The 24676-nt window shown below is 74.6% G+C and carries 22 protein-coding genes and 2 pseudogenes; 12 read left to right on the top strand and 12 right to left on the bottom strand.

What is annotated here, in order from left to right; translation table 11 throughout:
- Window positions 1–34: 34 nt before the first annotated feature.
- The 4 genes from ACIOD1_RS12240 to ACIOD1_RS12225 all read right to left on the bottom strand — a co-directional run bounded on the left by ACIOD1_RS12240 (window position 35) and on the right by ACIOD1_RS12225 (window position 3787).
- The gene (locus tag ACIOD1_RS12240) at window positions 35–907 is read right to left on the bottom strand and encodes an ABC transporter permease (protein ID WP_401901820.1); all 873 of its coding nucleotides are present in this window, start codon (window positions 905–907) and stop codon (window positions 35–37) included.
- A complete protein-coding gene (locus ACIOD1_RS12235; RefSeq protein ID WP_365611691.1) occupies window positions 904–2019 on the bottom strand; it encodes an LLM class flavin-dependent oxidoreductase in 1116 nt (371 codons plus the stop codon). Before ACIOD1_RS12235 ends, ACIOD1_RS12240 begins: the two co-directional genes overlap by 4 nt.
- A 417-nt stretch (window positions 2020–2436) precedes the next feature.
- Window positions 2437–2982 (bottom strand): rhodanese-like domain-containing protein, encoded by a 546-nt coding sequence (locus tag ACIOD1_RS12230; RefSeq protein ID WP_365611693.1) that lies wholly within the window; start codon window positions 2980–2982, stop codon window positions 2437–2439.
- A gap of 340 nt (window positions 2983–3322) precedes the next feature.
- A complete protein-coding gene (locus ACIOD1_RS12225; protein ID WP_365613324.1) occupies window positions 3323–3787 on the bottom strand; it encodes a DUF6194 family protein in 465 nt (154 codons plus the stop codon).
- Between the two features lie 47 nt (window positions 3788–3834).
- On the opposite strand from ACIOD1_RS12225, the gene ACIOD1_RS12220 reads away from it, so the two are divergent.
- The 5 genes and pseudogenes from ACIOD1_RS12220 (at window position 3835) to ACIOD1_RS12200 (ending at window position 7805) form a co-directional block, all read left to right on the top strand.
- Window positions 3835–4608 carry a MerR family transcriptional regulator gene (locus tag ACIOD1_RS12220; RefSeq protein WP_401901817.1) on the top strand — a complete coding sequence of 258 codons (774 nt, stop codon included), beginning with the start codon at window positions 3835–3837 and terminating at the stop codon, window positions 4606–4608.
- Between the two features lie 363 nt (window positions 4609–4971).
- Window positions 4972–5610, top strand: a pseudogene (locus tag ACIOD1_RS12215) (aminotransferase class I/II-fold pyridoxal phosphate-dependent enzyme); the annotation flags it as partial.
- On the top strand, window positions 5493–6137 hold the full coding sequence (locus tag ACIOD1_RS12210) for an aminotransferase class I/II-fold pyridoxal phosphate-dependent enzyme (RefSeq protein WP_401902344.1): 645 nt from the start codon (window positions 5493–5495) through the stop codon (window positions 6135–6137). The pseudogene ACIOD1_RS12215 and the gene ACIOD1_RS12210, both read left to right, overlap by 118 nt.
- 181 nt (window positions 6138–6318) lie before the next feature.
- A complete protein-coding gene (locus tag ACIOD1_RS12205) occupies window positions 6319–7446 on the top strand; it encodes a glutamate--cysteine ligase (protein ID WP_365611705.1) in 1128 nt (375 codons plus the stop codon).
- Window positions 7447–7490: 44 nt separating this feature from the next.
- On the top strand, window positions 7491–7805 hold the full coding sequence (locus ACIOD1_RS12200) for a DUF4404 family protein (protein ID WP_365611708.1): 315 nt from the start codon (window positions 7491–7493) through the stop codon (window positions 7803–7805).
- 19 nt (window positions 7806–7824) lie between these two features.
- Here ACIOD1_RS12200 and ACIOD1_RS12195 read toward each other — a convergent pair whose 3' ends face one another.
- From ACIOD1_RS12195 to dhaK, 4 genes and pseudogenes are all read right to left on the bottom strand, one after another.
- Complete coding sequence (locus tag ACIOD1_RS12195; protein ID WP_401901816.1) at window positions 7825–9237, bottom strand: APC family permease; 1413 nt, start codon at window positions 9235–9237, stop codon at window positions 7825–7827.
- 593 nt (window positions 9238–9830) lie between these two features.
- Window positions 9831–10376, bottom strand: a complete 546-nt coding sequence (locus tag ACIOD1_RS12190) for a PTS fructose transporter subunit IIA (RefSeq protein ID WP_365613327.1) — start codon at window positions 10374–10376, stop codon at window positions 9831–9833.
- A pseudogene (gene dhaL / locus ACIOD1_RS12185) lies at window positions 10356–10973 on the bottom strand (dihydroxyacetone kinase subunit DhaL); the annotation flags it as partial. The pseudogene dhaL and the gene ACIOD1_RS12190, both read right to left, overlap by 21 nt.
- Before the next feature lie 64 nt (window positions 10974–11037).
- Window positions 11038–12036, bottom strand: coding sequence for a dihydroxyacetone kinase subunit DhaK (dhaK, locus tag ACIOD1_RS12180; protein WP_365611714.1), 999 nt, complete (start codon window positions 12034–12036; stop codon window positions 11038–11040).
- Window positions 12037–12257: 221 nt separating this feature from the next.
- On the opposite strand from dhaK, the gene ACIOD1_RS12175 reads away from it, so the two are divergent.
- Entirely contained in the window at window positions 12258–13370 is a 1113-nt protein-coding gene (locus tag ACIOD1_RS12175) for a glycerol dehydrogenase (protein WP_401901814.1), read from the top strand.
- 2 nt (window positions 13371–13372) lie between these two features.
- Here the strand turns inward: ACIOD1_RS12175 and ACIOD1_RS12170 are convergent, their stop codons facing one another.
- On the bottom strand, window positions 13373–15541 hold the full coding sequence (locus ACIOD1_RS12170; RefSeq protein ID WP_365611720.1) for a SpoIIE family protein phosphatase: 2169 nt from the start codon (window positions 15539–15541) through the stop codon (window positions 13373–13375).
- A complete protein-coding gene (locus tag ACIOD1_RS12165; RefSeq protein ID WP_401901812.1) occupies window positions 15510–17045 on the bottom strand; it encodes an MFS transporter in 1536 nt (511 codons plus the stop codon). Before ACIOD1_RS12165 ends, ACIOD1_RS12170 begins: the two co-directional genes overlap by 32 nt.
- A 158-nt stretch (window positions 17046–17203) precedes the next feature.
- Here ACIOD1_RS12165 and ACIOD1_RS12160 point away from each other — a divergent pair, with 158 nt between their 5' ends.
- The 5 genes from ACIOD1_RS12160 (at window position 17204) to ACIOD1_RS12140 (ending at window position 21892) form a co-directional block, all read left to right on the top strand.
- Window positions 17204–18115, top strand: coding sequence for a LysR family transcriptional regulator (locus tag ACIOD1_RS12160; RefSeq protein ID WP_365611723.1), 912 nt, complete (start codon window positions 17204–17206; stop codon window positions 18113–18115).
- A gap of 277 nt (window positions 18116–18392) precedes the next feature.
- A complete protein-coding gene (locus ACIOD1_RS12155; protein ID WP_365611726.1) occupies window positions 18393–18617 on the top strand; it encodes a FeoA family protein in 225 nt (74 codons plus the stop codon).
- A complete protein-coding gene (gene feoB, locus ACIOD1_RS12150; RefSeq protein ID WP_401901810.1) occupies window positions 18617–20755 on the top strand; it encodes a ferrous iron transport protein B in 2139 nt (712 codons plus the stop codon). The genes ACIOD1_RS12155 and feoB overlap by 1 nt, the downstream gene beginning before the upstream one ends.
- Window positions 20752–21081: a FeoC-like transcriptional regulator gene (locus tag ACIOD1_RS12145; protein WP_365611732.1), complete on the top strand. Its 330-nt coding sequence runs from the start codon at window positions 20752–20754 to the stop codon at window positions 21079–21081. Before feoB ends, ACIOD1_RS12145 begins: the two co-directional genes overlap by 4 nt.
- An 85-nt stretch (window positions 21082–21166) precedes the next feature.
- Window positions 21167–21892: a class I SAM-dependent methyltransferase gene (locus ACIOD1_RS12140; protein ID WP_365611735.1), complete on the top strand. Its 726-nt coding sequence runs from the start codon at window positions 21167–21169 to the stop codon at window positions 21890–21892.
- Between the two features lie 40 nt (window positions 21893–21932).
- Here the strand turns inward: ACIOD1_RS12140 and ACIOD1_RS12135 are convergent, their stop codons facing one another.
- On the bottom strand, window positions 21933–22361 hold the full coding sequence (locus ACIOD1_RS12135) for a protein-tyrosine phosphatase family protein (RefSeq protein WP_365611738.1): 429 nt from the start codon (window positions 22359–22361) through the stop codon (window positions 21933–21935).
- A gap of 3 nt (window positions 22362–22364) precedes the next feature.
- A complete protein-coding gene (locus tag ACIOD1_RS12130) occupies window positions 22365–23288 on the bottom strand; it encodes an alpha/beta hydrolase fold domain-containing protein (RefSeq protein WP_365611741.1) in 924 nt (307 codons plus the stop codon).
- 222 nt (window positions 23289–23510) lie between these two features.
- Here ACIOD1_RS12130 and tdh point away from each other — a divergent pair, with 222 nt between their 5' ends.
- Window positions 23511–24539, top strand: coding sequence for an L-threonine 3-dehydrogenase (gene tdh / locus ACIOD1_RS12125; protein WP_365611744.1), 1029 nt, complete (start codon window positions 23511–23513; stop codon window positions 24537–24539).
- The last annotated feature ends 137 nt before the right edge of the window (window positions 24540–24676 follow it).

Raw genomic sequence — 24676 nt, 5'->3', positions numbered from 1 at the left:
GAACGCGTGAGGTGGGGAGTCGGGGCCGCGGCGGTCAGGCCTTCCCGCGCCAGGGCGCGGCGACCCGCTCGAAGCCCCGCAGCAGGGCGTCCAGGACGATCCCGGACAGTCCGATGGCGAGGATGCCGGCGATGACCAGGGCGGTCTGGTTGTAGCGCTGGGCGTCGCGGATCATCCCGCCGATGCCCGGAACGCCGTTGATGGTCTCCGCCGCGACCACGGAGGTGTACGCGACCCCGACCGCGATCCGGACGCCGGTCAGGATCTCCGGGAGGGCGGCGGGCAACCGCACCGAGAGCAGCAGGGCCACCGGTCCCGAACCCAAGGCCCGCGCGGCCTCGACGAGTTGCTCCGGCACGGTCCGTACGGCTGCCGCGGTGGCCGCGGCGATCGGAGGCAGCGCGGCGATCACCAGCAGCCAGATCTTCGGGGCCTCGTCGATGCCGAACCAGATGACGAGCAGGGACAGGTAGGCGAGCGGCGGCAGGGTGCGCAGGAAGGTGACGGCCGGCTCCAGGACCACGGCCAGCGGCCGGACGGTCCCGATCAGCAGCCCCAGCGGAACCCCGACGAGCACGGCGTACGCGGAACCGGTGCCGATCCGGCCCAGGCTCACGCCCAGGTGCTCGACGAGCAGGTGTCCGCCGTAGCCGCGGACCCCGTCGTGGGTGCCCGAGGTGAGGACGAACTGGTGCCACACGTCCCCGGGGGAGGGGACGAGGATCCGGGGCCACACTTCGAGCGAGACCACGGCCTGCCAGCCGGCCAGCAGCACGACCAGGGCCACCAGTCGCAGCGCCCCCCGGCGCAGGGCCTCCCGCAGTCGTTCCGGGGCGGCGGGTTCCCGCTCGGGGGCCGGAGCCCCGGGGGCGGTCCGCTCGGGTCCCGCCGACAGGACGGCGCTCACGCCGGACCCGCCCCCGTCAGGGCGCGCAGTCGCGGGGCGACCTCTTCGCCGACCCGGTACGCCTCTTCGAGGTGCGGGTACCCGGACAGGACGAACTCGTCGACGCCCAGGGCCCGGTACTCGGCGAGACGGGCGGCCACCTCGTCGTGCGAGCCGACCAGCGCGGTTCCGGCGCCCTCGCGGACCAGGCCGATGCCGGCCCACAGGTTGGGGGACACGGTCAGCCGGGCGGCGTCCGCGACGCCCCCGTGCAGGGCGGCCATGCGGGCCTGTCCGGTGGAATCCATGGCGGCGAACCGCTCCTGGGTCGTGCGCACCGCCTCCGGGTCCAGTCCGGCGAGCATCCGGTCGGCCTCCGCCCAGGCCTCGGCGGCGGTGTCCCGGCTGATGACGTGCAGGCGCAGCCCGAACCGGGGGCTGCGGCCCACCGCCCGGGCCCGTTCGCGCAGTCGGGTGATCCGTTCCGCCACGGCCGCGGGCGGCTCCCCCCACAACAGCTGTACGTCGGCCCGCCGGGCGGCGACCTCCTCGGCCGCGGGGGAGGCGCCACCGAAGTAGAGCGGGACGGGGTGACGGGTGTCGGGGTCGGTGAGTCGGGCGCCCTCGATCCTGAGGTGGGCGCCGTGGTGGTCGACGGACTTCCCGTCGAGCAGGTCGCGCAGCACCGCCATCACCTCGTCGGTGCGTCCGTAGCGGGCGTCGTGCTCCACGTGGTCGCCGTAGGCGCGCTGTTCGGCGGGATCGCCGCCGGTGACGACGTTCAGCGCGAGTCGCCCGCCGGCGAAGCGGCGGAAGGCGTCGGCCTGTTGGGCGATCAGGGTCGCACTGGCGAATCCCGCGCGGAAGGCGACGAGGAATCCGATGCGGGTGGTGTGCTGGGCCAGGGCCGAGGTCAGGATCCACGGGTCCACGCAACCCAAGCCGACCGGGGTCAACAGCGAATGGAATCCCACCTGTTCGGCGGCGCGTGCCACCTGGGTCAGGTAGCCGACATCGGCGGGGCGGCGGGTGGCGCCGCCGCCGCGGCCCTGGACGGCGGTGACCCCGCCGGGGTCACGACCGTCACCGCCCGTGGGCAGGAACCAGTGCAGCAGGAGGGGGTTTTCTGGCATGGCGGACCTCATGACGGACCTTGTCGGGGCAGCGCGGCACGACCACGCCTCGGCGGAGGTGGCACGTGTACACGGGGAGAGGAAGGCGAAGAGGGGAAATGCGCGGGGAAATGCGGCGGCGGCACGCCCGTGAGGGCGCGCGCGGTCATCCGTACGGAGTCAGGAGCGGCGGATCAACAGCCGTGCGTACGGGAGGATTCGGCCCGACAGAGCATGGTCGAGACACGCAGCAGATCTACGTGTCGACGCGAGACGAGTACGGGGGCCATGGACGCATCCTGTCGGTGACGGGCGGTCGGGGACAAGCGGGGTCCGGATGTTGGACGAATCCGTACCGCATGGCGGGACACCGCCGGGCGGCCGGCGGCGGACCCGGGGGCCGGGGACGGGGGGACCGGCGGGGCGCTCCGAGGCCCCTCAGGCGCGGCGGTTGTGCGGCAGCCGGGCCAGCGCGGCGGCCATCCCGCAGGTGTCCGTGAGCGCGGAGAACACCAGACCGGCCGCGATCGCGGCGCTCAGCAACGCGAAGGCGGGGTGCGCCAACAGGCCCAGCAGCAGCCCGAGCAGCACGAGCGAGCCCGCCGCGAGCCGGACCTGCCGCTCCATGGCCCACACGGCCCGGGGGCGGGCGCCGGGCCCCTCGACGCGTTCGAGGGCGTGTCCGTCGGCCGCCCAGGCGGCGGTGCCGCCGACCAGGCTCAGGGCCTCGATCCCGTGCCCGGCCAGGGTACGCACGGCGTGCCCGGAGCGGGTGCCGGAGGCGCACACGAGGAGCAGCCCCTCGCGCTCGGCGGCGCCCGTGCGCAACGCGGCGAGGGACCCGGGGATCCGGTCGAGCGGGATGTTCGCCGCGCCGGGCAGGTGGCCGGAGGCGAACTCACCGGGCGTGCGCACGTCGACGACGGTGAGATCGCCCCGGCGGGCGTGCGCCTGGTCGGCGGTGAGGGTGGCGGGAGTGCTCATGGGGCGGGCTCCTTGTGCTGCGGCGGGTCCCGGGACCACGGCGCGGCCCGCGTCCGATCAAGGGCGGGGCGGGGCGGTGGTCGTGCCGGGGGAGGGGGCGCCGCCCGCCCGGCCCCGTACGGGACGGTGGCGCGGGCGCGGCGTGCGGGCAGGCGTCGGTGGTCGCGCGTCAGCGACGACAACAGGAGCGCGGAAGTATCCGCGACAGGACGGCCATGCCGCGGATCATAGACACCCGAGGCCCGCCGTACCACCACCTGTCCACCATCCGCTCACGGCGCCCGCCCGGCTCGCCCCCCGGCCACGCCTCGGCCCATGCGCGCGTCCCCCGGCCGCGCGCTCAGCCCTCCGTTTCGGTCCGCCGTGCGTGTCGGGCGCGGGCGGCCTCGTGGGCCTCGCGCAGCAGCCGCAGCAGGGTGTCCGTCGTACGCCCGCCCGGATTCACGACGCAGACCCAGCTCAGGGCCCCGTAGACGGGGTGCGGCATCAGGAGGTCGGTGGCCCCGTGGTCGCGCGGCAGGGCGAGCTCGCGCGGATCCTCCCCGGTGAGCCGGCGGAAGGCCGTCCGGTCGACCTGGACGTTGACCCGCGACCGGCCCGGCGGGTCGAGGTCGGAGGCCGTGTCGCCCGGCTGGTCCTTGACGACGACCGTCCCGTACGGCCGGCCGTTGCGGGGCATCCTGCCGTCGGGCGCGTAGTAGAAGAACGCGTCCCCCCACGCGATCTCGGGAGACCCGTCGCCCGGCTCCGGGGTGAGCACGAGGGCCCCGTCGAAGCCGCGCACCGTCGCGATGATCTGTTCCATACTCATGGTTCGAGTGTCGGGTTCACGTGCTGGTGTGGGGTTCGCTCATGATCGATCCGTCGGAGGACGCGCCCGGGGCGGCGCTGCGGACCGTCGACGTCGCCCGGGAGACGGGCTACTCGGTGCAGCAGGTCCGCGACCTGGAACGCCTGGGCGTCCTCCCGCCGGCGGCCAGGGCCACCAACGGCTACCGCTCCTACACGCGCCTCCACGTGCATGCCCTGCGCGCCTACCGGGGGCTCGCGGGGGCCGTCGGACCCGTCGAGGCCCGGCGGCTGCTGACGGAGCTGCGCACCGGGACGATCGAGGAGGCGGCCTGCGCGGTGAGCGCGGTCCACGTCCGCCTCGCGCGGGAACGGGAGGAGGTCCTCCACGCCCAGCGGGCCCTGCGGGCGGTCCGGGCCGAGGCGGACGCGCCCGGGTTCGCACCGCAGGACGACGCGATGACGATCACGGAGCTCGCGGGAGCGCTCCGCGTCCGCCCCTCCACCCTGCGGTTCTGGGAGCAGGAGGGACTGGTCACTCCCGACCGGGTGACGTCCCTGCGGGCCCGGCGCTACGGCCTCGCGGCCATCGGGGCGGCCCGGATCGTCGCGGCCCTGCGCGGCGCCGGCTACGGGGTCCCCGCCGTCCGCGAGGTCATGGACACCCTGCACCGGCCGGAGGGGCTGGAGGAGACCGCCCGCGTGCTGAGCCGGCGCCTGGACGCCATCGCGGCCCGTGGCGTGGCGCTCCTGCGCGCGGGCGCGGACCTGGCGTCGATCGTGACGTCCGCCGGGGAAAGGGTGACGTCCGCCGAGGACGCGGCCGACCGCGCCTGACCCCCGTGGCGCGGGGGCGGGGCCGGTGGGGCGGTTCGATGCGGTGCGCGCGACGCGGCCGGGCAACTCGGCCGTCCCCGGCGGGCGGTGGGGCCGACCACGGCGAACCCCTCGTTGCGGCATTCGAACGTGGCACCCCTTCGAGTGATCGTTTTCTCGCCGGGTCGGCGCGCTTTCGATCATCGGCGCAGGCGGGGGCGTACGCCAGGCGCACAAGAGGGCGCGCAGCGGGGTCGGCAGAGTTGATCAAGGCGTTGCGCAGGCCGTAGAACACCCCGTGCAGAAACGCATCTGCGAGGCGCGCTCGCGACCTCGCCCACCCCCGGCGCCGTACCGAGCGGCGAACAGCCCGGAGGCTTTGCCATGCCCTCTTCTTGGGGCCCCGTCGGCGAAATCCCCCTGATGAACAGCGTGACGGCCTGGGAGGACCGCGTCCGCCACTGGGGGCGGGACCTGTTCCGCGACCGGCCCGCCCCCCGCCCGGGTGACGTGATCCTCTTCAGCAACGACTACCTGGCCCTCTCCCGCCACCCCCGTGTGGTGGGCGCCCAGCAGCAGGCCCTCGCGGAGCACGGCACCGGCATGATGATGTCCGGGGTCTTCGTCCTCGACGGCGACCCGCAGCGCCGCTTCGAGGCGGACATGGCCGACTTCCTCCAGGCACCCGCCGTCATGGCCTGCCAGTCCGGCTGGGACGCGAACGTCAGCCTGCTCCAGGCCCTGCTCGGTCCGCAGCCCGAAGGGCACCCCGTCTACGTCGACCTGCCGGCCCACGCCTCGCTCTGGGCCGGGACCAACGGCACCGGCTCCGTCCTGCGCCCCTTCGTCCACAACGACACGGACCACCTGGAACGGCTGATGGCCCCGGACGGCCCCGGCACCGTCTGCGTCGACACGCTCTACAGCACCACCGGCGACGTCGCCCCCCTCGCCGAGATCGTCGCGCTCTGCCGCCGCCACGGCTGCACCCTGGTGGCCGACGAGTCCCACGTCCTCGGCGTGCACGGCCCCCTCGGCATGGCCTCGCCGTCGAACTCGGACTGCAGGAGCACATCCCCTTCCGCACCGCCAGCCTCGCCAAGGTGTTCGCGGGGCGCGCCGGGATCGTCGCCTGTGACCGGCGGGTGGTCGACTGGCTGCCGTTCCACTCGCTCAACGCCATCTACAGCTCCACCCTGCTGCCCCAGGACATCGCCGGTCTGTACGCCGCCCTGCACGTCATCCGCACCGACGACGTGCGCCGCAAGCGCCTGTGGTCCGTCACCGACCGGCTGCACGCCGCCCTGCGGGAGGTGGGCTGCGACACCCGGCCCGGCGAGAGCCCGATCCTGCCGCTGCACGCGGGCCCGGACGACAACCTCGCCGAGATCCAGCACCACCTGGACGAACGGGGGATCCTGGGCGCGGCCTTCCTGCCGCCCACCACCCCCCCCGCAACCGGGCGATCCACCGGCTCACGGCCCACAGCGAACTCACCGACGAGCAGATCGACCGGGTGGTCGGGGCGTGTGCGGGCATCGCCCACCTGATCCGCCCCCGCCCCCAGGCCCGCCGCACCCACAAGCCCGCCTGACGGCGGCGCGCGGCGCCCGCGCACCGATCACCCGGGCTCCCCGCCGGCCGGGGTCACCCGTTCGGGGCGGCCCGCATGGGCGGGGCTCGTCCGGGGAAGGCGGGGCACATCTGAACGGCGATGTGATGGGTGAAGGCATGCGAAGTGTGGGCGTGGAAGAGGAGCTGCTCCTGGTGGACGCCGCCAGCGGCGTTCCGCTGGCCCTGTCGGGGCACGTCCTGGAGGCGGCGGACCGGTCCGACGGGCGGGGGCCGCGCGACGGCTGGGAGCAAGGCCACAACTTCGAGCGGGAACTCGCCAAGGAGCAGGTCGAGTTCGCCACCAAGCCGGTCACCGACATGGGCGAGCTGGCGCGCGAGATCGGTCGCTGGCGCAGCGAGGCCGCACGGCACGCGGAGAGCGTCGGCGCCGTCGTGGCCGCCCTCGGCACCTCGCCGCTGCCGGTCGAGCCCTCCTTGAACACCGGCCGCCGCTACCAGTGGGTCGCCGAACAGTTCGGTCTGACCGCGCAGGAGCAGCTGACCTGCGGCTGCCACATCCACGTGTCGGTGGAGTCGGACGAGGAAGGGGTCGCGGTCCTCGACCGGATCCGGCCCTGGCTGGCGGTCCTGACCGCCCTCAGCGCGAACTCGCCGTTCTGGCAGGGACAGGACACCGGCTACGGGAGCTACCGGAGCAGGGTGTGGAACAGGCTGCCGTCCGCCGGCCCCGTGGACCTCTTCGGGTCCGCCGAGGGCTACCACCGGCAGGTCCGGGCCATGGTCGACAGCGGCGTACTCCGGGACGAGGGGATGATCTGGTCCGACGCCCGGCTGTCGGCCGCCTACCCCACGGTGGAGGTCAGGGTCGCGGACGTGTGCCTCGACGCCTCGACCCCGGTCCTGCTCGCCGCCCTCGTACGGGGTCTCGTCGAGACGGCCGCGCGCGACTGGCGCGAGGGGCGACCGCCGGCCCCGGTCAGCACGAGCCTGCTGCGGCTGGCGTCCTGGCAGGCCGGCCGCTCGGGACTGGAGGGCTCCCTGCTGCATCCCGCGACCATGCGGGAGGCCTCGCCCGAGGAGGCCGTGGACGCCCTCCACCACCACGTGCGCGACGCGCTCCGCGACCACGGTGACGACACCCTGGTCCGGGAGGGCCTCGACGCCCTCCTCCGGGACGGGAACGGAGCCCGCGTCCAACGGGAGCTGCTGCGTACCGGAGGCGACCTCGCGGGGGTCGTCACCCGCTGCGCGGAGATCACCGTCAGGTCCGCCGCCACCGCCTGAGCAAGCCAAACCAAGATCGAGATCGCCAAGAAGAGGGAGACACCGTGTCGAACCGCCCGGAGAACGACCACCTGGGGGCCCTGCACGAGGAACTCCGCGCGACGGGCCCCCGGCTCTCCCCGGGGGAGCGCGAGCACCTGGAGTCCCTGCTGGGCAAGCTGGAGGCCGACCGCGACGCGGCCGATCGCCATGCGGCCGACTCCCACACGGCCGACCGCCACACGGCCGCCCACCACCCGGCCGACCCCGGCGTGGTGGACTCCCTGAACGAGGCCGCCGAGCGGTTCGAGGTACGCCACCCCTCGCTCTCGGCGGCCCTGCGCACCATCGGTGTCAGCCTGGCCAACGTCGGGATCTGAGGCCCGACCCGGCGCCGCGCTACGCGGCGTCGGGCTCCTCGTCCGTCTCCGGGATGCTCACCAGCCAGCGGGTGTCCTTGCGGGGCCGCAGGTACAGCGCCCAGTACAGGGTGGCCACGGCGGTGATGCCGCCGGTCCACAGCAGGTACTGGGTCTCCTGCTGGGTCAGGATGTAGGCGAAGACGAGGATCAGCGCGATCGGGACCGCCGGCCACAGCGGCATCCGCCAGGCCGAGGCCTCGCGGTGGGCGCCGCGCCGGCTGAACAGGGCGGCCACCGCGACGAGCAGGTACATGCCCGTCACCGAGACGCCGGTGACCCCGTACAGGGTGTCGAGGTTGACGAAGCACATCGCCGCGCCCGGCACGCCGACCAACAGGGTCGCCACCCACGGGGAGCCGAAGCGGCCGAGGCGGGAGAGGGCCTGGTTGACCGGCTCCGGCCAGGCCTTGTCACGGGCCGAGGCGAACAGGACCCGGGAGTTCTGGATGACCATGACGATGCCGGCGTTGACGATGGCCAGGGCCACGCAGAGGCTGACGAAGGTGCCGACGGCCGAGTTCGACCAGCCGGTGACCATCGCGCCGAGGTCGCCGGAGGTCAGCGCCGCCAGGTCGGGGGCGCCCACGGTGATCGCGACGACCGGGACCAGGATGACCGCGGTCGAGATGGCCAGGGTCCACAGCACCGTCCGCGGGACGTTGCGGCGGGGCTTCTCCAGCTCCTCCGAGAGGTAGACGGCGGTGGAGAAGCCCTGGGTGATGAACAGGGCGATGGCCAGACCGGAGACCACCATCATCGCGGTCACCGGGGAGGTGCCGCCGCCGCTCTCGGCGGCCACCGTGCCGTGCACCAGCGCGTCGGCGCCGCGCTCGCTGTGGGCGAAGCCCAGTACGGCCACCAACGCCGCCGCGACCACCTCCAGCACGAGGAAGACGCCGGTGATCCAGGCGTTGGCCCGGAGGTCGAGCAGACCGGCGAGGGTGGCGAGCAGCATCACGGCGCCACCGGCGACCGGGGCGGGTATGTCGATCACCGGGGAGAGGTAGTCGGCGGTGCCCATCGCGATCACGGGCGGCACGATCATCACGACGAGCAGGGAGAGCACGAAGACGAGCCAGCCCGCGAGACGGCCGGCCATCGTGGACACCATGGCGTACTCGCCGCCGGCGCTGGGGATCAGCGTGCCCAGCTCCGAGTAGCAGAACGCCACACCGACGCAGAGGAGGGAGCCGATGGCGATGGTGAGGGCGGCCCAGGTGCCGAGTCCCGCGAACAGGTCGGGGACGACCACGAACAGGGTGGAGGCGGGCGTCACGCACGAGAGCGTGAGGAGCGTCCCGCCGACGACACCGATGGAACGCTTGAGCTTCTGCGGGGTGGGCCCGGTCGCCGGGGCGAGGGCCTGGGGGGCGCTGAGCGTGTCAGTCATCGTGCGGGAATTCCGATCGCGAGATGCGGCGTGGAGAGCGGGAGCGGTATCGCCTCCGAGGCGGTGGTGGGCAAAGACGTCTGCGGTGCTCCCGGGCCGCTATGCAATCTCCGCGAGATCCGCAGGTCAAGAGCTGTTCATGTGCGGATTCCATCGTCGGGGGGCCGGGCGCGACCCCGAATCGAGTGTTAAGGCCGCGTAAATATTGGTCCGTCGGGGGGTGCGGGAACCGCAGCGCGCCCCGGATGAATTTCCTTGCGCTTTGCCCGATGTCGGAAGATTCCCGGGGTGGAGGCGCGTCTCGCCTCCGCGCCGGCCCCGCACACCGAGATCGTCCGGGGGTCCGGACGGGCAACACCGGTCCGGGGAGGATGGAAGGCGACGCGGGCATGACAGGCAGGACCGCCACGGTGGCCCGGGCGCGGGGCGGAACGGCGGGGGCGGAGCACCGGGGGTGCGTGGCCGGGCCGTCGCCCTTCGGATGCCGTTGGGGCAACATCGAGGCGGGGCCACCGGTAGGTCGGTGGCCCCGCCGAGGGCGCGGGAGCGGGGGAGGCCCTCCTCCTGGAGGGCGTCCGGCGGGTTGTCCGTGGTCAGCGCTTGCGGTACTCCCGGGCGTCCTCGGCCGCGGCCAGCACCTCGTCGACCCCGCAGCCCAGGGCGGAGGTCAACGTGATGGCGACGGCGCCCTCCAGGAAGGGCGCGTCCACGATGCGGGTGCCCCCCGGCAGACCCGAGCCGGCGTCGGAGAGCAGGGACTTCAGGGTGAGCACGGCGCTGCCCATGTCGCAGAGCACGGCCACCCCGGCGCCCTCGTCCACCCGGCGGGCGGCGGCGAGGACGAGTTCCGCACTGGTGCCGACGCCGCCGTCGGCGGTGCCGCCCGCGACGGCGAGCGGGCCGGGCTCCTGCGAGCCGAGCAGCGCGGTGCACAGGGACGCCACCGACGAGGCGACCGCCGCGCTGTGCGAGACCAGGACGACGCCGACCCGGCCGGTCCGCACCGCCGGCGCGGCCGGGGTCGGCGCGGTGGAGGCGGGCGCGGCGGGCTCCCGTACGGGGTCGGCCGCATCCCTTTCGCCCCTGCCCGGCTCCGCGACCGGCTCCGGAGCGTCGACCGCCGAGCGCAGGGCCTCCATCAGCAGCGCCACCGAGTTCGCCCCGGCGTCCTGATGGCCCACGCTGCGCTCCCCGAGGTAGCTGGCCCTGCCCTTGCGGGCCTGGAGGGCGGCGGTGGCATCGGCGCCCGCCCGCGCGGCCCGCGCCGCCCCGTCCAGGGTCTCCCGCAGCGGGAGACCCGCATCGGCCGCCTCCGCGAGGGCCGCCACCGCCGGAGCGAGCGCGTCCACCAGGGTGGCGTCGCCGACCTCGGCGCCGCCCAGCTTCTGCACGGAACGCAGACCGGCGCCGAGCGCCGCGCCCAGTTCGGCCGGGGTGGGGACCTCGCTCACCCCCAACACCTTGCCGGTGCGGCGCAGCGCGGTCCCGAAGAGCGGTCCGGAGGCCCCGCCGACGTTGTTGGTCAGGGTGGACCCGGCCAGGGTCAGCAGTTCGCCCGGGGTGGCGGGCGGGGAGGCCGCCGCGGCCGCGCCGACGGCGCCGAAGCCCCGTACGAGGTTGGCGCCGTGGTCCCCGTCGCCGATCACCGCGTCCAACTCGGTCAGGCGCGCGCTGTCGCGGCGTACGAGACGGTCGGTCTCCGCGAGCCAGCGTCGGAAGAGGGCGAGGTCGAGCACCGGGGTCGGTTCGATCTGAATGGTCGTCATGAGACGGCTTCCTAGGGGGAGTCGAGCGGTCGGTTCAGCAGCCCCAGCGCAGGGACGGGGTGTCGACGGGTGCGTCCCACAGGCGCAGCAGCTCGTCGTCGGCGCGGCACAAGGTGAAGGTGCAGCCGGCCATGTCCAGGCTGGTGACGTAGTTGCCGACCAGGGAGCGGGCCACGGGGATCCCGCGGTCGGTCAGCACCCGCTCGGCCTCGGCGCGCATGACGTACAGCTCGATCGGAGGGGTCCCCCCGAGCCCGTTCACCAGCAGGATCACGGGCGAACCGGCGGCTTCCGGCAGGTCGGCGAGGATCGCGTCGAGCATCGCCGCGGCCGTCGTGGCGGCGTCCGTCAGGGGGCGCCGTTCCCGTCCGGGCTCGCCGTGGATGCCGATGCCCAGCTCCATCTCCCCTTCCCCGAGAGTGAAGTTGGGGCTGCCCTTGGCGGGTGTGGTGCAGGAACTCAGGGCGACCCCGTAGCTGCGGGAGTTCGCGTTGACCTTGCGGGCCACCGCCGCCACCTCGGCCAGCGTCGCACCCTCCTCGGCGAGCGCGCCGGCGATCTTCTCGACGAAGAGGGTGGCGCCGGTGCCCCGACGGCCCGGTCCGCCCTCGACCGGGGTCACGGCGACGTCGTCGTCCACGACGACCTGCTCGACCGCGATCCCCTCGTCCTCGCAGTCCTCGGCGGCCATCGTGAAGTTGAGGATGTCCCCGGTGTAGTTCTTCACGACGTGCAGCACGCCCGCCCCCGTGTCCACGGCGGCGGTGGCCCGCGCGATGGCGTCCGGTACGGGAGAGGTGAACACCGGCCCGGCCACCGCCGCCGCGAGCATGCCGCGCCCCACGAACCCGGCGTGCAGCGGCTCGTGCCCGCTGCCGCCGCCCGACAGCAGGGCGACCTTCCCGGCTTCCGGGCCCGCCGCCCGGGTGACGACGCCCGCCTCCGGATCGACGGACAGCGCCGGGTGCGCGGCGGCCATTCCGTACAGGGCGTCGACGACGACGCTTTCCGGGGAATTGATGAGCTTCTTCACGGGGCCTCTTTTCGGATGCGATAACGGCGGCCTGTGAAGGAAACCTACGCCTGGATCAGGTCGGCCCGCGGGGGGCCTTTGGTCCCTGATCCACCGGCGAAAAGGCCTGATCGAAAGGGGACCCCGCATTTCCTCCACACGGTTCGACGGCGTGATAGTCATGAATGCGAGCCGACGGCGGTCGAATTCCCGAACTGCCGCGGAACGCAGGAGGTTTCACCGTGAAGACCATCGGTACGCGCATGCTGATCAGTCCGGCGAAGTACGTGCAGGGCGCCGGGGCGATGCACGAGTTGGGCGAGCACGTCGCCCGCCTCGGCGAGAACGTGGTGGTCCTCGCGGACAAGGGCGTCTGGGAATTCGTCGACGCGTCCGTTTCCGAATCGCTCGCCGCGGCGGGCGTGCGGCTGACCAAGGAGGTCTTCGGCGGTCTGTGCACACAAAGGGAGATCGACCGGGTGGCGGCGGCGGCCGAGGACACAGGCGCGGACGTGATCGTCGGGATCGGCGGCGGCACCGCCATCGACACGGCCAAGGCCGTCGGACACGCCCTCGGGGACATCGCCGTCGTCAGCGCCCCCACGGTGGCCTCCACCGACGCCCCCACCAGCGCCCTCGCGGTGATCTACACCGACGAGGGGGCCTTCGAGCGCTACTCCTTCTTCGGGCGCAATCCGAACCTGGTCCTCGTCGACACCGCGCTCGTGGCCCGGGCGCCCAGCCGCTTCATCGTCTCCGGCATGGGCGACGCGCTCGCCACCTGGTACGAGGCCCGCGTGTGCGTGGCCGCGCACCGCACCGCCATGGCGGGCGGGCTCGCCACCGAGGCCTCGCTGAGCCTGGCCCGGCTCTGCTGGGAGACCCTCATGGAGTACGGCCCCCAAGCCCGCCTCTCCGCCGAGGCACACGTGGTGACCCCGGCCCTGGAGAAGGTCACCGAGGCCAACACCCTTCTGTCCGGGCTCGGTTTCGAATCCTGCGGGCTCGCCGCCGCCCACGGGATCCACAACGGCCTGACCGTCTCCCACCGCACCCACGGCATGATGCACGGCGAGAAGGTCAACATGGGCACCCTCGCCCAACTGGTCCTGGAGGGCGCCCCCACCGACGAACTCGACACCTGGCTGCGCTTCAGCCGGTCCGTCGGCCTGCCCACCACCCTCGCCGAGGTGGGCCTCGCCGACGCGGGCCGCGAGGAACTCCTCGCCGTCGGCCGCGCGGCCACCGCCGAGGGGGAGACCACGCACAACATGCCCTTCACGGTGAGCGCGGACATGGTCGCGGACGCCCTCCTCGCCGGGGACGCCTACGCGCGCGCCACGGCCACGCCGTAGGCCTACAGGGGCTCGGTGCGGGAGGCCAGCAGGAGGGCTATGTCGTCGGGCCGGTCGGCCTCGCTCCCCACCTCGGCGACCAGTCGGTCGGCCGCCTCCGTCAGCGGGTACGGCGGGCAGCCGGCCAACGCCGTGCGCAGCCGTTCCACGCCCACGTCGATGTCGGTCCCGGCGATCTCCACCATCCCGTCGGTGTACAGGGCGAGGACCGCGCCGGGTTCCATCCACAGCTCCGTCACCGGGTACTCGCCCCCCGGGTGGACCCCGAGGACCACCCCGCCGGGCAGGTCCAGCACCTCCGTCCGCCCGTCGGGCCGGCGCAGCAGGGGCTGGGGATGCCCGGCGCGGACGGCCTGGGCGCGGCCCGAGGCCGGATCGAGCAGGACGTAGCAGCAACTCGCGAACTGGCCCGGGTCCAGATCGATGAGCAGCTCGTTCGTCCCTTGCAACACCTCCGCCGGGCTGTTCCCGCTCAGTGCGAAGGCCCGTACGGCGCTGCGGAGTTGGCCCATCGTCGCGGCGGCCGACACCCCGTGGCCCTGGACGTCACCGATCACCAGGGCCAGCAGTCCCGCCCGGGTCACGATCACGTCGTACCAGTCCCCGCCGACGTCCATTCCGGCGGTTCCCGGCAGGTACCGGCCGACGGTGGACACGTCCTCCACCACCGGCAGCCGGTGGGGCAGCAGGGCCGCCTGGAGCCCGCGCGCGAGGGCCGCCTCGCTGTCGTAGCGCCGGGCCCGCTCCAAGGCCTGCGCGATCAGGCCGGCCAGCGCGGTGAGGACCGTACGCTCCTCCGGGCTGAACCCGCGCGGTACGTCGAAGCCGAGGATGCAGGACCCCACGGGCCGTCCGGAGGCGATCAGCGGCAGGAAGGCGCGGGCGCCCACGTCCGCGTCGAGCGGGATCCCCGGATAGGCGGCGGCCAGGTGCTGCATCGACTCGAAGAACAGCGGCCGCCCCGAGGTGAGGGTCTCCACCCCCGGCAGGTGCGTGTCGAGCGAGACGCCGTCGAAGGGGCCCAGGAAGCCCGGCGGGAAGCCGGTCTCCCAGGCCAGGTGCAGGTGGCGCTCGTCCAGGAGGTAGATCGCCAGCTGGCGGCCCCCGAAGGCGGGCAACAGCTCCTCGGTGACCACCGCCGACACCTGGCGGGCGGTGACGGCCTCGGTCAGCGCGATCGCCAGGGCCACCGGCCGGTACAGGGCCGAGGCCCGGTCCGCGGGCGAGCCCAGGCCCGCGCCCGGCCGGGCCACCGACCCGGGCGCGTACGCGGGCGTCTCGGTGGCCCCGATGGTCACCGACACCCCCGAGGGCCCCGGATACAGGCCCACGGACAGCCAGTCCCGCGCCGGCCGCGCGCTGCGCCGGGCCGAGAAGTGCACGGGCACGTCGGACAGGAACACCCCCCGGAAGTGGTCCTCGTAGGCCGGGTGCCCGAGCCAGGGCAGCGCCTCCCAGAGCACGCGGCCGCGCAGCGCCGGTCCGTCGAAGCCGAGGAGGGCCTCGGCGGCCCCGCTGACGTAGCGGATCCTGCCCTGGCGGTCCACGGACAGGAGCGCCTCCTCAAGGCGGTCCACGGCCTCCCGGGCGCCGCCGGCGGAGTCCGGCCAGGGGACGTCCATCGGCGGGCCCGCCCAGACCACCGGGCTCCCGGTGGCCGACAGCGCGGCCAGGTCCTGCGCCAGGGCGCCGGCCTCCGCGCGCAGCCGCTCCCGGTCCACGGCCCCGACGGGCACCCCGGGCGTCGCCGGGCGGAGCACCAGCAGTACCCCGTACCGGTCCTGCCCGAAGGTCACCGGCTCGTAGAGGGAGGCGAAGGGGAAGGGGAGGCCGGCCATCAGCTGGGGGAAGCGGCGCATCGCCTCCTCGCCGTCGGACAGGTGCACCGACTGGCCGGACACGTAGGCCTCCGCGACCGGGTAGGGGCGGTTGGTCTGCATCCGCCACCAGGGGCGGAACAATTGGGTCGGCAGTCCCGCCACGGCGGCCATCAGGAGCGGGCCGCTCGCGCCCGAGCGGAGGTAGACCCCGCCGGCGTACCCGCCCAGGGCGTCCGCGGCCCGCAGTATGGCCCGCGCGAGCACCTGGGCCGTGGCGTCGGGTGAGGGGCCGCCGCTGTCCGGTCTCGCCGTCACCCTGTCAGGATGCGCCCTCGGCGGCGGCCGCCGCATTCCGGCGCCCGCTCCGCCCCCCGCGCCCGGTGCCCGTCCGGTCTCCCGCGCCGCCCGCGCGCCCGTGGTCCCGGTAGCCCGCGACCACCACCGCCGCGGCCACCAGCAGGGCCACGGCCACCGCCCGCAGCGCCACCCCCATCGCGTCGGTGAAGGCGGCGGCCTGCGCGGGGTCGGCCGGGTTCCCGTGGAGGCGGGAGGCCAGCACCGTCCCGACCACCGCCACGCCGAGGGCGGCGCCGATCTCCCGGGCGGCGGTGTTCAGGCCCGAGCCCAGTCCCGCCTGGTGCGCAGGCAGCTCCGCGACCACGGTCAGGGTCAGCGAGGGAGCGCACAGGCCGGTGCCCGCCGACAGCACCAGGAGGTACAGCGCGTACAGGGCGTACGGAGTGCCCGGGTCCACCGTGGACACCAGCAGCAGCCCCGCCCCGATCAGGGACAGCCCGACGCCCACCGGGAGCCGGGGTCCGGTCCGCTCCTGGAGCCGGGCGCCCAGGCGCGGCACCAGGGCCATCCCGACGGTCAGCGGGACGATCGCGAGGCCGGTCAGCGCGGGGGAGTACCCCTTGGCGTACTGGAGGTACTGGGAGTTCACGTAGAACAGGGAGAACAGCCCGAAGAAGGCGGCCCCGATGCCCAGCGTGCCGGCGCGCAGGCCGCGCGAGGCGAAGATCCGCGGGTCGAACAGCGGACGCGCGGTGCGCACCGCGTACGCGGTGAAGACGGCCAGCAGCCCCGCGCCGGCGCCGAAGGAGGCCGCCACCCGGGCCGAGGTCCAGCCGTACGAGGGCCCCTCGATGATCCCGTAGACCACCGCCAGGAGCGCCCCGGCCAGGAACAGGGCCCCGGCGGGGTCCACGGAGGCCTCGGGGCGGGCCGGGGTGCGGGGCACCAGGAGGGCCACCGCGAGGGCGAGCAGGGCGCCGAGGGGGACCACCGCCCAGAAGAGCGCCCGCCAGGTCGCGAACTCGCCGGCGAGGCCGCCTCCGACGTTGCCCGCGAGGCCCCCGAGGCCCGCGGACAGGGTCCAGGTGGCGAGGGCCCGGCCGCGCAGCTCGGGCGGGGACAGGTGGACCAGTACCGACATGGTCGCGGGCATGATCAACGCGGCGCCCGCCCCGCACAGCCCGCGTCCGGCGATCAGCACGGAGGGGTCCCCGGCGAGGGCGCTGAGGGCCCCGCCGGCGGCGAACAGGGCGAGCCCGGCCAGCAGCGCCCCCTTGCGGCCGTAGCGGTCGCCGAGGGCGCCGGCGGGAATCAGCAGCGCGGCGAAGACGATCACGTAGGCGTCGACGGCCCACAGCAGCTGCTCGGAACTCGGGTGCAGGGTGGACGCCGCGAGTTGCGGGACGAGGAGGTTGACGGCGGCGACCATGCCCTGGGCGACGAGCACGCAGGCGCACAGGGCGAGCAGGGCCGGCCGGGACAGGGTCGGGCCGGGGCGGGCGGCGCCGGCGGGGCTGCCGGGGCCGGTCGGGGCGGGTGTGCGGGCACGGCGGAGCACGGCTCCTCCTGGGGAGTGGGTGCGGGGACGGCGGGCAACGCCGTTCGGGCGTGCGGCCGTTGGATGCGGGGGAGGGGCGCCGGGCCGGCGCGCGTCCCCCGACAGCCACCGTAGGGTGGCGATGATCTGCTTTCCAGTGCAACTTGTGCAAGGAATGAATGCGCGTGACGCAATCCGGAACCGGGCTGGACCTGAACCTGCTCGTCGCCCTCGACGTCCTGCTGGAGGAGTCGAGCGTCTCCCGGGCCGCCGCCCGCCTCCACCTCTCCGAGCCAGCGATGAGCCGCACCCTGGGCCGCATCCGCAAGGCCCTCGGTGATCCGGTGCTGGTCAGGGCCGGGCGGACCATGGTGCCCACCCCGCACGCGCTCGCCGTCCAAGGGGAGGTCCGGGCGGTGGTCGAGCGGGCCCGGGCCCTGTTCCTCACGGGCGGGCGGGTCGACCTTTCGACCCTGACCCGCACCTTCACCGTCCTCGGCCACGACGCCTTCGCCGCAGCCTATGGGTCCACCCTCTTCGCCCGCGTCGCGCACGAGGCCCCCGGGGTGCGGCTGCGGTTCCTGTCGGAGAGCCACGTCGACGTCCCGGCGCTGCGCGAGGGGCTCGCGGACCTGGAGATCGGCGTCATCGACAACCGGTCGCCGGAGGTGCGGGTCGAACACCTCCGCGACGAACGGATGGTGGGCGTCGTGCGGGCCGGACACCCCCTGCTGCGCGGTCCGATCACGGCGCGCCGCTTCGCCCGGGGCGAGCACCTCATCGTCTCCCGGCGCGGCCGGCTGAACGGCCCGGTGGACACCGCCCTTGCCCAACAGAGCCTGTCCCGGCGGGTGGTGGGAAGCATCGGCTCCTTCTCGTCCTCCCTGTTCGTGATCCGGGAGACCGATCTGATCGGCCTGATCGCCACCCAGACGGTCGCCCAGGCGGAGGCCTTGGGGCTGGTCGCCTTCGAGATCCCCCTCGAACTGCCCCCGCTGCCCTTCGGGCTCGCCTGGCACCCCCGCCACGACGCCGACCCGGCCCACGCCTGGCTGCGCGACTGCGCCCGCGAACTGGTGACGTCGGCCTGACCACGGGCCCGGCCGGCCCGGCGGCAGCCGGCCGAAGGGAGGAGGCGGGGCGCGGACGGGATGGTCCAAAGTCCCCTCCGATCAGGGACTTCGAGCGCCACCCGGAGGACGCGGGGCTGCTTAGGGTTGCCTAATAAGGCAGGGACCTGAGGTCTGGAGGGCGAGACCTCAGGAGCTTGAGACCTCCAGGGCTTGAGACTTCCAGGGCTTGAGACCTCCAAGGTTCGAGACCTCAAGGACCTGAGACCCGCCCCCGAAGAAGAAGGTGTGTGCGCCGGTGCCGTCACTCAACGACAGCCCTCCCGGGACGACCGTACGGATCACCGGGATCGCCCCCGGCCAGAGCGGCGGCAGCCGCAGACGGCTGCTGGAGTTCGGCTTCGTGCCCGGCGCCCACGTCACCGTCGTCGCCCGGGGCGCCACCGGCGGGGTGCTCGTCGGGCTCGGCGCCGCCCGCGTCGCCCTGGACTCCCGCACCGCGGCACGCCTGAGGTGCGCCTGATGAGCTGCCACACCACCGCCGTCGCCCCTCCGGACCGGGACACCGACGCGCCCTTCGTGGCCCTCACCGGGAACCCCAACGTCGGCAAGTCCACCCTCTTCAACGCCCTCACCGGGTCCCACCAGCGGGTCGGCAACTGGCCCGGCAAGACCGTCGCCGTCGCCCGGGGCACCTGGCGGGGCCCCGACGGGTGCCCGCTGCGCGTCGCCGACCTGCCGGGCTCGTACAGCCTGCTGCCCGACTCCCCGGACGAGGCGCTCGTCCGGGACGTGCTGACGGCCCCGCGCGGGCAACGTCCCGACGCCGTGGTCTTTGCCCTCGACGCGGCCAACCCCGCCCGCAACCTCTTCCTGCTCTCACAGGTCCTCGACACCGGGATCCCCGTCGTCGTCGCGCTCACCATGACCGACATCGCCGCCCGACGGGGCCGCACCCCCGATCCCGCCGCGCTGGCCCGGCGGCTCGCGCTGCCCGTCGTGGCCGTCGAAGGCCGTACGGGGGCCGGGCTGGACCTCCTCGCCGCCGCCGTGGCCGAAGCCCTCACCGCGAACCCCGGCCCCGGCCCCGGCTCAGACCCCGGCCCCGGCTTCGACCCCCGCCCCGCTCCCGACTGGTGTCGGGACTCGCCCGTCGCCGCCGAACTCGCCGCCCTCGTACGGGACGCCGGGGCCGCGCCCCACCCGTACCCGGCGCGCTGGCTCGCCGTGAGCCTGCTCTGCGGGGAGGAGCCCGACGGGACGCCGCCCGACCTGGCCCGTACCGCCCGCGCGAGCGCCGCCCGCCTCGCCGCGGCCGGCGGCGAGGACGCCGACGCCGAACTCCTCGTCGCCGAGGCCCGCTACGCCTGGGCGCACGGCGTGATCGACGGCGTCGCCCCCGGCCCCGCCCGCTCCCGCCCCACCCTCACCGACCGCGTCGACCGGCTGTTGCTGTCCCGCGGCTTCGGCATCCCCTTCTTCCTCGCCGTGATGTGGGCGGTCTTCCAGGCCACGACCACCCTGGCGAAACCCCTCCAGGACGGCCTCGGAGACCTCGTGTCCGGGCCCGTCAGCGGGGGAGCGGAGGGCCTCCTCGACACGGCCCGCGCCCCGGGTTGGCTGACCGGCCTGCTCGTCGACGGCCTGATCGCCGGGGTGGGGCAACTCCTCACCTTCGTCCCCCTCATGGCCATCATGTTCACGCTGCTGGCCCTGCTGGAGGACTCCGGCTACTTCGCCCGCGCCGCCTTCGTCGCCGACCGCCTCATGCGTTCCCTGCGGCTGCCCGGCCGCGCCCTGCTCCCGCTCGTCGTCGGCTTCGGCTGCAATGTCCCCGCCTTCGCGGGCACCCGCATCCTCGGCCGCCCCTCGCACCGGTTGCTCGTCGGCCTGCTGATCCCCTACACCAGCTGCACGGCCCGGCTCGCCGTCTACGTGATGATCGCCGGCGTCTTCTTCGGCGCGCACTCGGGCACCGTCGTCTTCTTCCTCTACGTGGCCTCCGTGCTCCTCGTCATCGGGATGGGCCTGCTCCTGCGGCCCCTCCTCTTCCGCGACATGCGCGAGGAACCCCTCGTTCTGGAACTGCCCCCGTACCGGCTCCCGACCCCGCGGGTCACCGGCGCCCAGGTCCGCCGTCGCCTCGTCGCCTTCCTGCGCACGGCCGGCGGGATCATCGTCGCCACCGCGGCCGGGGTCTGGCTGCTCATCGCGATCCCGGCGGGCACCGGCGCGGGCGGCTTCGGGGACACCCCCGTCGAGGGCAGCGTCTTCGGGACCGTCACCCGCGCCACCGCCCCGGTCTTCGCCCCGGCCGGCTTCGGCGACTGGCACGCCACCGCCGCGCTCGGCACCGGCCTCATCGCGAAGGAGGGCGTGGTCTCCACCCTCGCCCAGACGTACGCCGCCGACGAGGAGGGCGATCCCCGGCTCGCGAGCAGCCTGCACGCCACCTTCGCGGAGTCCTCCGGCGGACACCCGCGGGCCGCCGCCCTCGCCTTCCTCGTGTTCGTCCTCGCCTACACCCCCTGCATGGCCGCCCTGGCCGCCCAGCGGGCCGAGATCGGAACCCGGCTCACCCTGATCGGCCTCGGCATCCAGCTCGCCGCCGCCTGGCTGTTGGCCACCGCCGTCTTCCAGCTCGCGCGGCCGCTGTGGTGAGCGGGCCCGCGAGCCCGCTCCGGGACTTCATGCGGGAGTTCGAGCGGGCCGCCCCCGGCGAGGGCATGGCGGCGATCGCCGAGCGCCTGGGGGTGAGCACCGCCGAGGCCGCCGGCCTCGCCGCCTACTGGGTCCGCAAGGGCCGGCTGCGCCGGGAGGAGATCGGCGGCTCCGACTGCTCGGACTGCCCCGTCGCCGCCGGCCGCGCCTGCGGGGGCTGCCCGTCCTCCGTCCCGGGCGCCGGGCGCGGGCGGGCGACGCTGGTCGCGCTGAGTCCCGTACGCCACGCGGACCGACCTGCCGGGGCCGGGCCCCGGACGCCGTAGGGACTGACCCGAACGCCTCCCCCGTCCGAGGGACCACCGGCGGCCGTTCCGTCCCCCGGGCGCTCGGACGGGGAGGCTTGGCGACATGCGACAGCCGTACGACACGTCCACGCACCCGGCGCCCCGGGCCGCCTTCTCCCTGGCCGACGCCCACACCCTGCACACCGCGCTGGTCGCCCTCGGCGGGGTCCGCGACCTCGACACCCTCGACGTGGCCTGCGGGCACGGCGGCACCGCGGCGCTGCTGGCCGGGGGCGGGGCGCGGCGCACCGTCGGCGTCGACAGCTGCCCCGACCGGGTCCGGCTGGCCCGCGAACGGCAGGGCGGCGACCACCCGACCCCCGTCGAGTACGTGCTCGCCGACGCCGCCGCCATGCCCCAGCTGGGCCCCTTCGACCTGGCCACCGCCGTGTACCTGTTCAGCCACGCGCCCGACCGGGCCACCCTGCACGCCATGTTCCGGGGCATCCGGGCCAACCTGCGGCCGGGCGGCCGGCTGCTGTCCCTGGTCCGCAACCCGGGCGCCTTCCCGAGCGTGGACTGGTCCCCGTACGGGATGCGGATCCTCGACCGGGTCCCCGAGGGCGACGCGCCCCTGCTCAAGGCGCAGTTCCTGACCGAGCCCCCGCAGCACTTCGAGTACCGCGAATGGGCGCACGCCGACTTCGCCGAAGCCGCCGTCGACGCGGGCTTCGCCACCGTCGGCTGGCAGCCCAGCCGCACCCCGCCCGCCGACCCGGCCCGGGACGAGGCCTACTGGACGGCCTACCGCGCCTGGCCGGTCAGCTCCCTGATGACCTGCACGGCCTGAGGCCTTGTCCCACGAGCCCGCCGCCCCGGGACGGGCCTCCCTACCCGAAGCGGGCGACGAACCGGCGCTGCCAGGGGGTCTCGACGGCCCGGGGGGAGTAGCCGCGGCGCACGAAGGCGACCGCTTCCCCCGCCGGAACCCCGTCCAGGACGGCCAGGCACGCCAAGGCCGTCCCGGTACGCCCGTGCCCGCCCTCGCAGGCGATCTCGACGCGCTCGCTCCCGGCCCGCGACAGGGCCTCGCGCAGCGCGTCGGCGCATCCGGTCCGGTCCCGGGGCAGGCGGAAGTCCGGCCAGGGCACCCACCGGCCCTCCCAGGGGACGGCCGACGCCGGCCGCCCCAGCAGGTACAGCCCGAAGTGGGGCTCGGCGCCCGCGGGCAACGGCCGGCGCAACCCCCGCCCGCGCACCGACCGCCCGGACGGCAGGAGCAGCACCCCGGGCGTCGTGTCCTCCCAGGTGCGGGACACGGCCTACGCCCGGTCCGTGGGGTCGTCGGCGGTCTCCCGGATGAGTTCCACGATCCGGTCCCGGGCCGCCCGGCCCTCCGGGACCGGCATCAGCGGGTACACGTGCGGCAGGCCCGGCTCCTCGTGCCACTCCACCTCGGTGCCCGCCTCGCGGGCCCGGTCCAGCAGTCGGCGGGCGTCGGTGCTGAGCACGTCCCTGGTCCCGGTGAACACCGTCAGCGGCGCCAGTCCCTCGAAGGACCCGTGCAGCGGGCTGACCCGGGGATCGTCCACGTTCAGGGTGCCCGCGTACAGCCGTCCGGCCTCCGCCAGCCCCGACCTGGTCAGCATCGGATCGGAGCCCTCGATCGCAGCCTGCCCCGGGTGGCTCATGCTCACGTCCAGCCAGGGGGAGATCAGTACGATCCGGGACGGCTGGGCGCCGGTGCGCTCCCGCAGCCGCTGGGCCGCGGCCAGGGCCAGTCCGGCCCCCGCCGAATCCCCGATCAGCACCGTCCCGCCCGCGCCGCCGCTCTCGATCAGGCCGCTCAACAGGTCGGCGGCGACCGGAACGGTGCGGTCGGCGGTCCCGCGCGGGGCCAGCACGTACGCCGGTACGACCACCCGCGCCCGCGCCCCCGTCACCAGGGTCCGGACCAGCGACCAGTGCGGACGGACCAGCTCGTTGACGTACGCCCCGCCGTGCAGGTACAGCACCCGGGCCACCGGCTCCCCCCGCCGCGGCGCCGCGTCGTACACCGGCCAGGCCCCCACGAAGGTCCGCGAGACGTCGGCCACCCGTCCCAGCGCGCGCGGGGGCAGGTGCGAAGCGGGCCGGCGGGCCGACTCCGCGACCCTGGCCCGGACCGCCTCCACGGTGGAGAACCGTCTTCGCCGCCCCGTCGCGACCAGCGCGGCCGAAAGCGCCCTGCTGCGCAGACTCGGCACGCCCCTCACCTCCCCTTTTCCCCTGGCCCGCGACCGTCCACCCGACGCCGCCGCGGACCCGTACCCCGTCAAACGAGGAGCATAGGCGTGAAGCTGCGCTGTCGACCCGCTTAAGAAAGTCTCGATGGACCGATCACCGCACCGATCGGCAGATTGGTGCACGTCACCGACGCCGCCCGCACTCGCGGTCGACGCCCCTTCGGCATGCCTGGAGCCACCCCCATGAAGGCACTCGTCAAGCACAAGGCCGAGCCCGGTCTGTGGCTCATGGACGTTCCCGAGCCCGAGTACGGCGCGGGCGACGTGCTGATCAGGGTGCTGCGCACCGGCATCTGCGGAACCGACCTGCACATCCGTTCCTGGGACGGTTGGGCGCAGGGCGCCGTCAAGACCCCGCTGATCCTCGGACACGAGTTCGTCGGCGAGGTCGCCGCGCTCGGCGCGGACGTCCGGGACATCGAGGTCGGCGCGCTCGTCAGCGGCGAGGGCCACCTGGTGTGCGGGAAGTGCCGCAACTGCCTGGCCGGCCGCCGTCACCTGTGCCGCAGCACCGTCGGGCTCGGCGTCGGACGCGACGGGGCCTTCGCCGAGTACGTGGTCCTGCCCGCGCAGAACGTCTGGGTGCACCGCACCGCCGTGGACCTGGACGTGGCCGCGATCTTCGACCCCTTCGGCAACGCCGTGCACACCGCGCTGTCCTTCCCGCTGGTCGGCGAGGACGTGCTGATCACCGGAGCGGGCCCGATCGGCATCATGGCAGCGGCCGTCGCCCGGCACGCCGGCGCGCGCAACGTGGTCATCACCGACGTCAGCCCCGAGCGCCTGGACATCGCCCGCAAGGCCGGCGCCACCCTCGCGGTGAACGTGGCCGAGAGCTCCATCGCCGACGCGCAGGCCCAGCTCGGCCTGCGCGAGGGCTTCGACATCGGCCTGGAGATGTCCGGCCGGGGCGAGGCCATGCGCGACATGATCGACAACATGACGCACGGCGGCCGGATCGCGATGCTGGGCCTGCCCGCCCAGGACTTCGCCGTCGACTGGGCGAAGGTCGTCACCTCGATGATCACCATCAAGGGGATCTACGGGCGCGAGATGTTCGAGACCTGGTACGCGATGACCGTGCTCCTGGAGGGCGGGCTCGACCTGTCCCCGGTCATCACCGGCCGCTACTCGCACCGCGACTTCGGGGCCGCCTTCGACGAGGCCGCCACCGCCCGCAGCGGCAAGATCATCCTGGACTGGACCGCGTAACCACGCGCCCGCCCGGGACCGCGTAACCACGCGCCCGCCCGGGGCCGCGTGACCCCGCGTCCGCCCGGGCCGCCCATCCCGGTCGCTCCACCGCTCCCGAAACCCCACGGTTCCCGGGACCCACAGACCATCTCCCT

Source organism: Streptomyces sp. NPDC088097, from assembly GCF_044741845.1.
In the GTDB taxonomy this organism is placed as follows: domain Bacteria; phylum Actinomycetota; class Actinomycetes; order Streptomycetales; family Streptomycetaceae; genus Streptomyces.
The sequence above is the reverse complement of the archived record's forward strand: the minus strand, read 5'-3'. Positions and strand labels throughout refer to the sequence as shown.

What these genes read in the sequence shown, in the direction of transcription:
- ACIOD1_RS12235 (WP_365611691.1), bottom strand. Translation starts at nt 2,019, where the DNA reads ATGCCAGAAAACCCCCTCCTGCTGCACTGGTTCCTGCCCACGGGCGGT.
- ACIOD1_RS12230 (WP_365611693.1), bottom strand. Translation starts at nt 2,982, where the DNA reads ATGAGCACTCCCGCCACCCTCACCGCCGACCAGGCGCACGCCCGCCGG.
- ACIOD1_RS12225 (WP_365613324.1), bottom strand. Translation starts at nt 3,787, where the DNA reads ATGGAACAGATCATCGCGACGGTGCGCGGCTTCGACGGGGCCCTCGTG.
- ACIOD1_RS12220 (WP_401901817.1), top strand. Translation starts at nt 3,835, where the DNA reads ATGATCGATCCGTCGGAGGACGCGCCCGGGGCGGCGCTGCGGACCGTC.
- ACIOD1_RS12205 (WP_365611705.1), top strand. Translation starts at nt 6,319, where the DNA reads ATGCGAAGTGTGGGCGTGGAAGAGGAGCTGCTCCTGGTGGACGCCGCC.
- ACIOD1_RS12195 (WP_401901816.1), bottom strand. Translation starts at nt 9,237, where the DNA reads ATGACTGACACGCTCAGCGCCCCCCAGGCCCTCGCCCCGGCGACCGGG.
- ACIOD1_RS12190 (WP_365613327.1), bottom strand. Translation starts at nt 10,376, where the DNA reads ATGGAGGCCCTGCGCTCGGCGGTCGACGCTCCGGAGCCGGTCGCGGAG.
- ACIOD1_RS12170 (WP_365611720.1), bottom strand. Translation starts at nt 15,541, where the DNA reads ATGCGGCGGCCGCCGCCGAGGGCGCATCCTGACAGGGTGACGGCGAGA.
- ACIOD1_RS12160 (WP_365611723.1), top strand. Translation starts at nt 17,204, where the DNA reads ATGCGCGTGACGCAATCCGGAACCGGGCTGGACCTGAACCTGCTCGTC.
- feoB (WP_401901810.1), top strand. Translation starts at nt 18,617, where the DNA reads ATGAGCTGCCACACCACCGCCGTCGCCCCTCCGGACCGGGACACCGAC.
- ACIOD1_RS12140 (WP_365611735.1), top strand. Translation starts at nt 21,167, where the DNA reads ATGCGACAGCCGTACGACACGTCCACGCACCCGGCGCCCCGGGCCGCC.
- tdh (WP_365611744.1), top strand. Translation starts at nt 23,511, where the DNA reads ATGAAGGCACTCGTCAAGCACAAGGCCGAGCCCGGTCTGTGGCTCATG.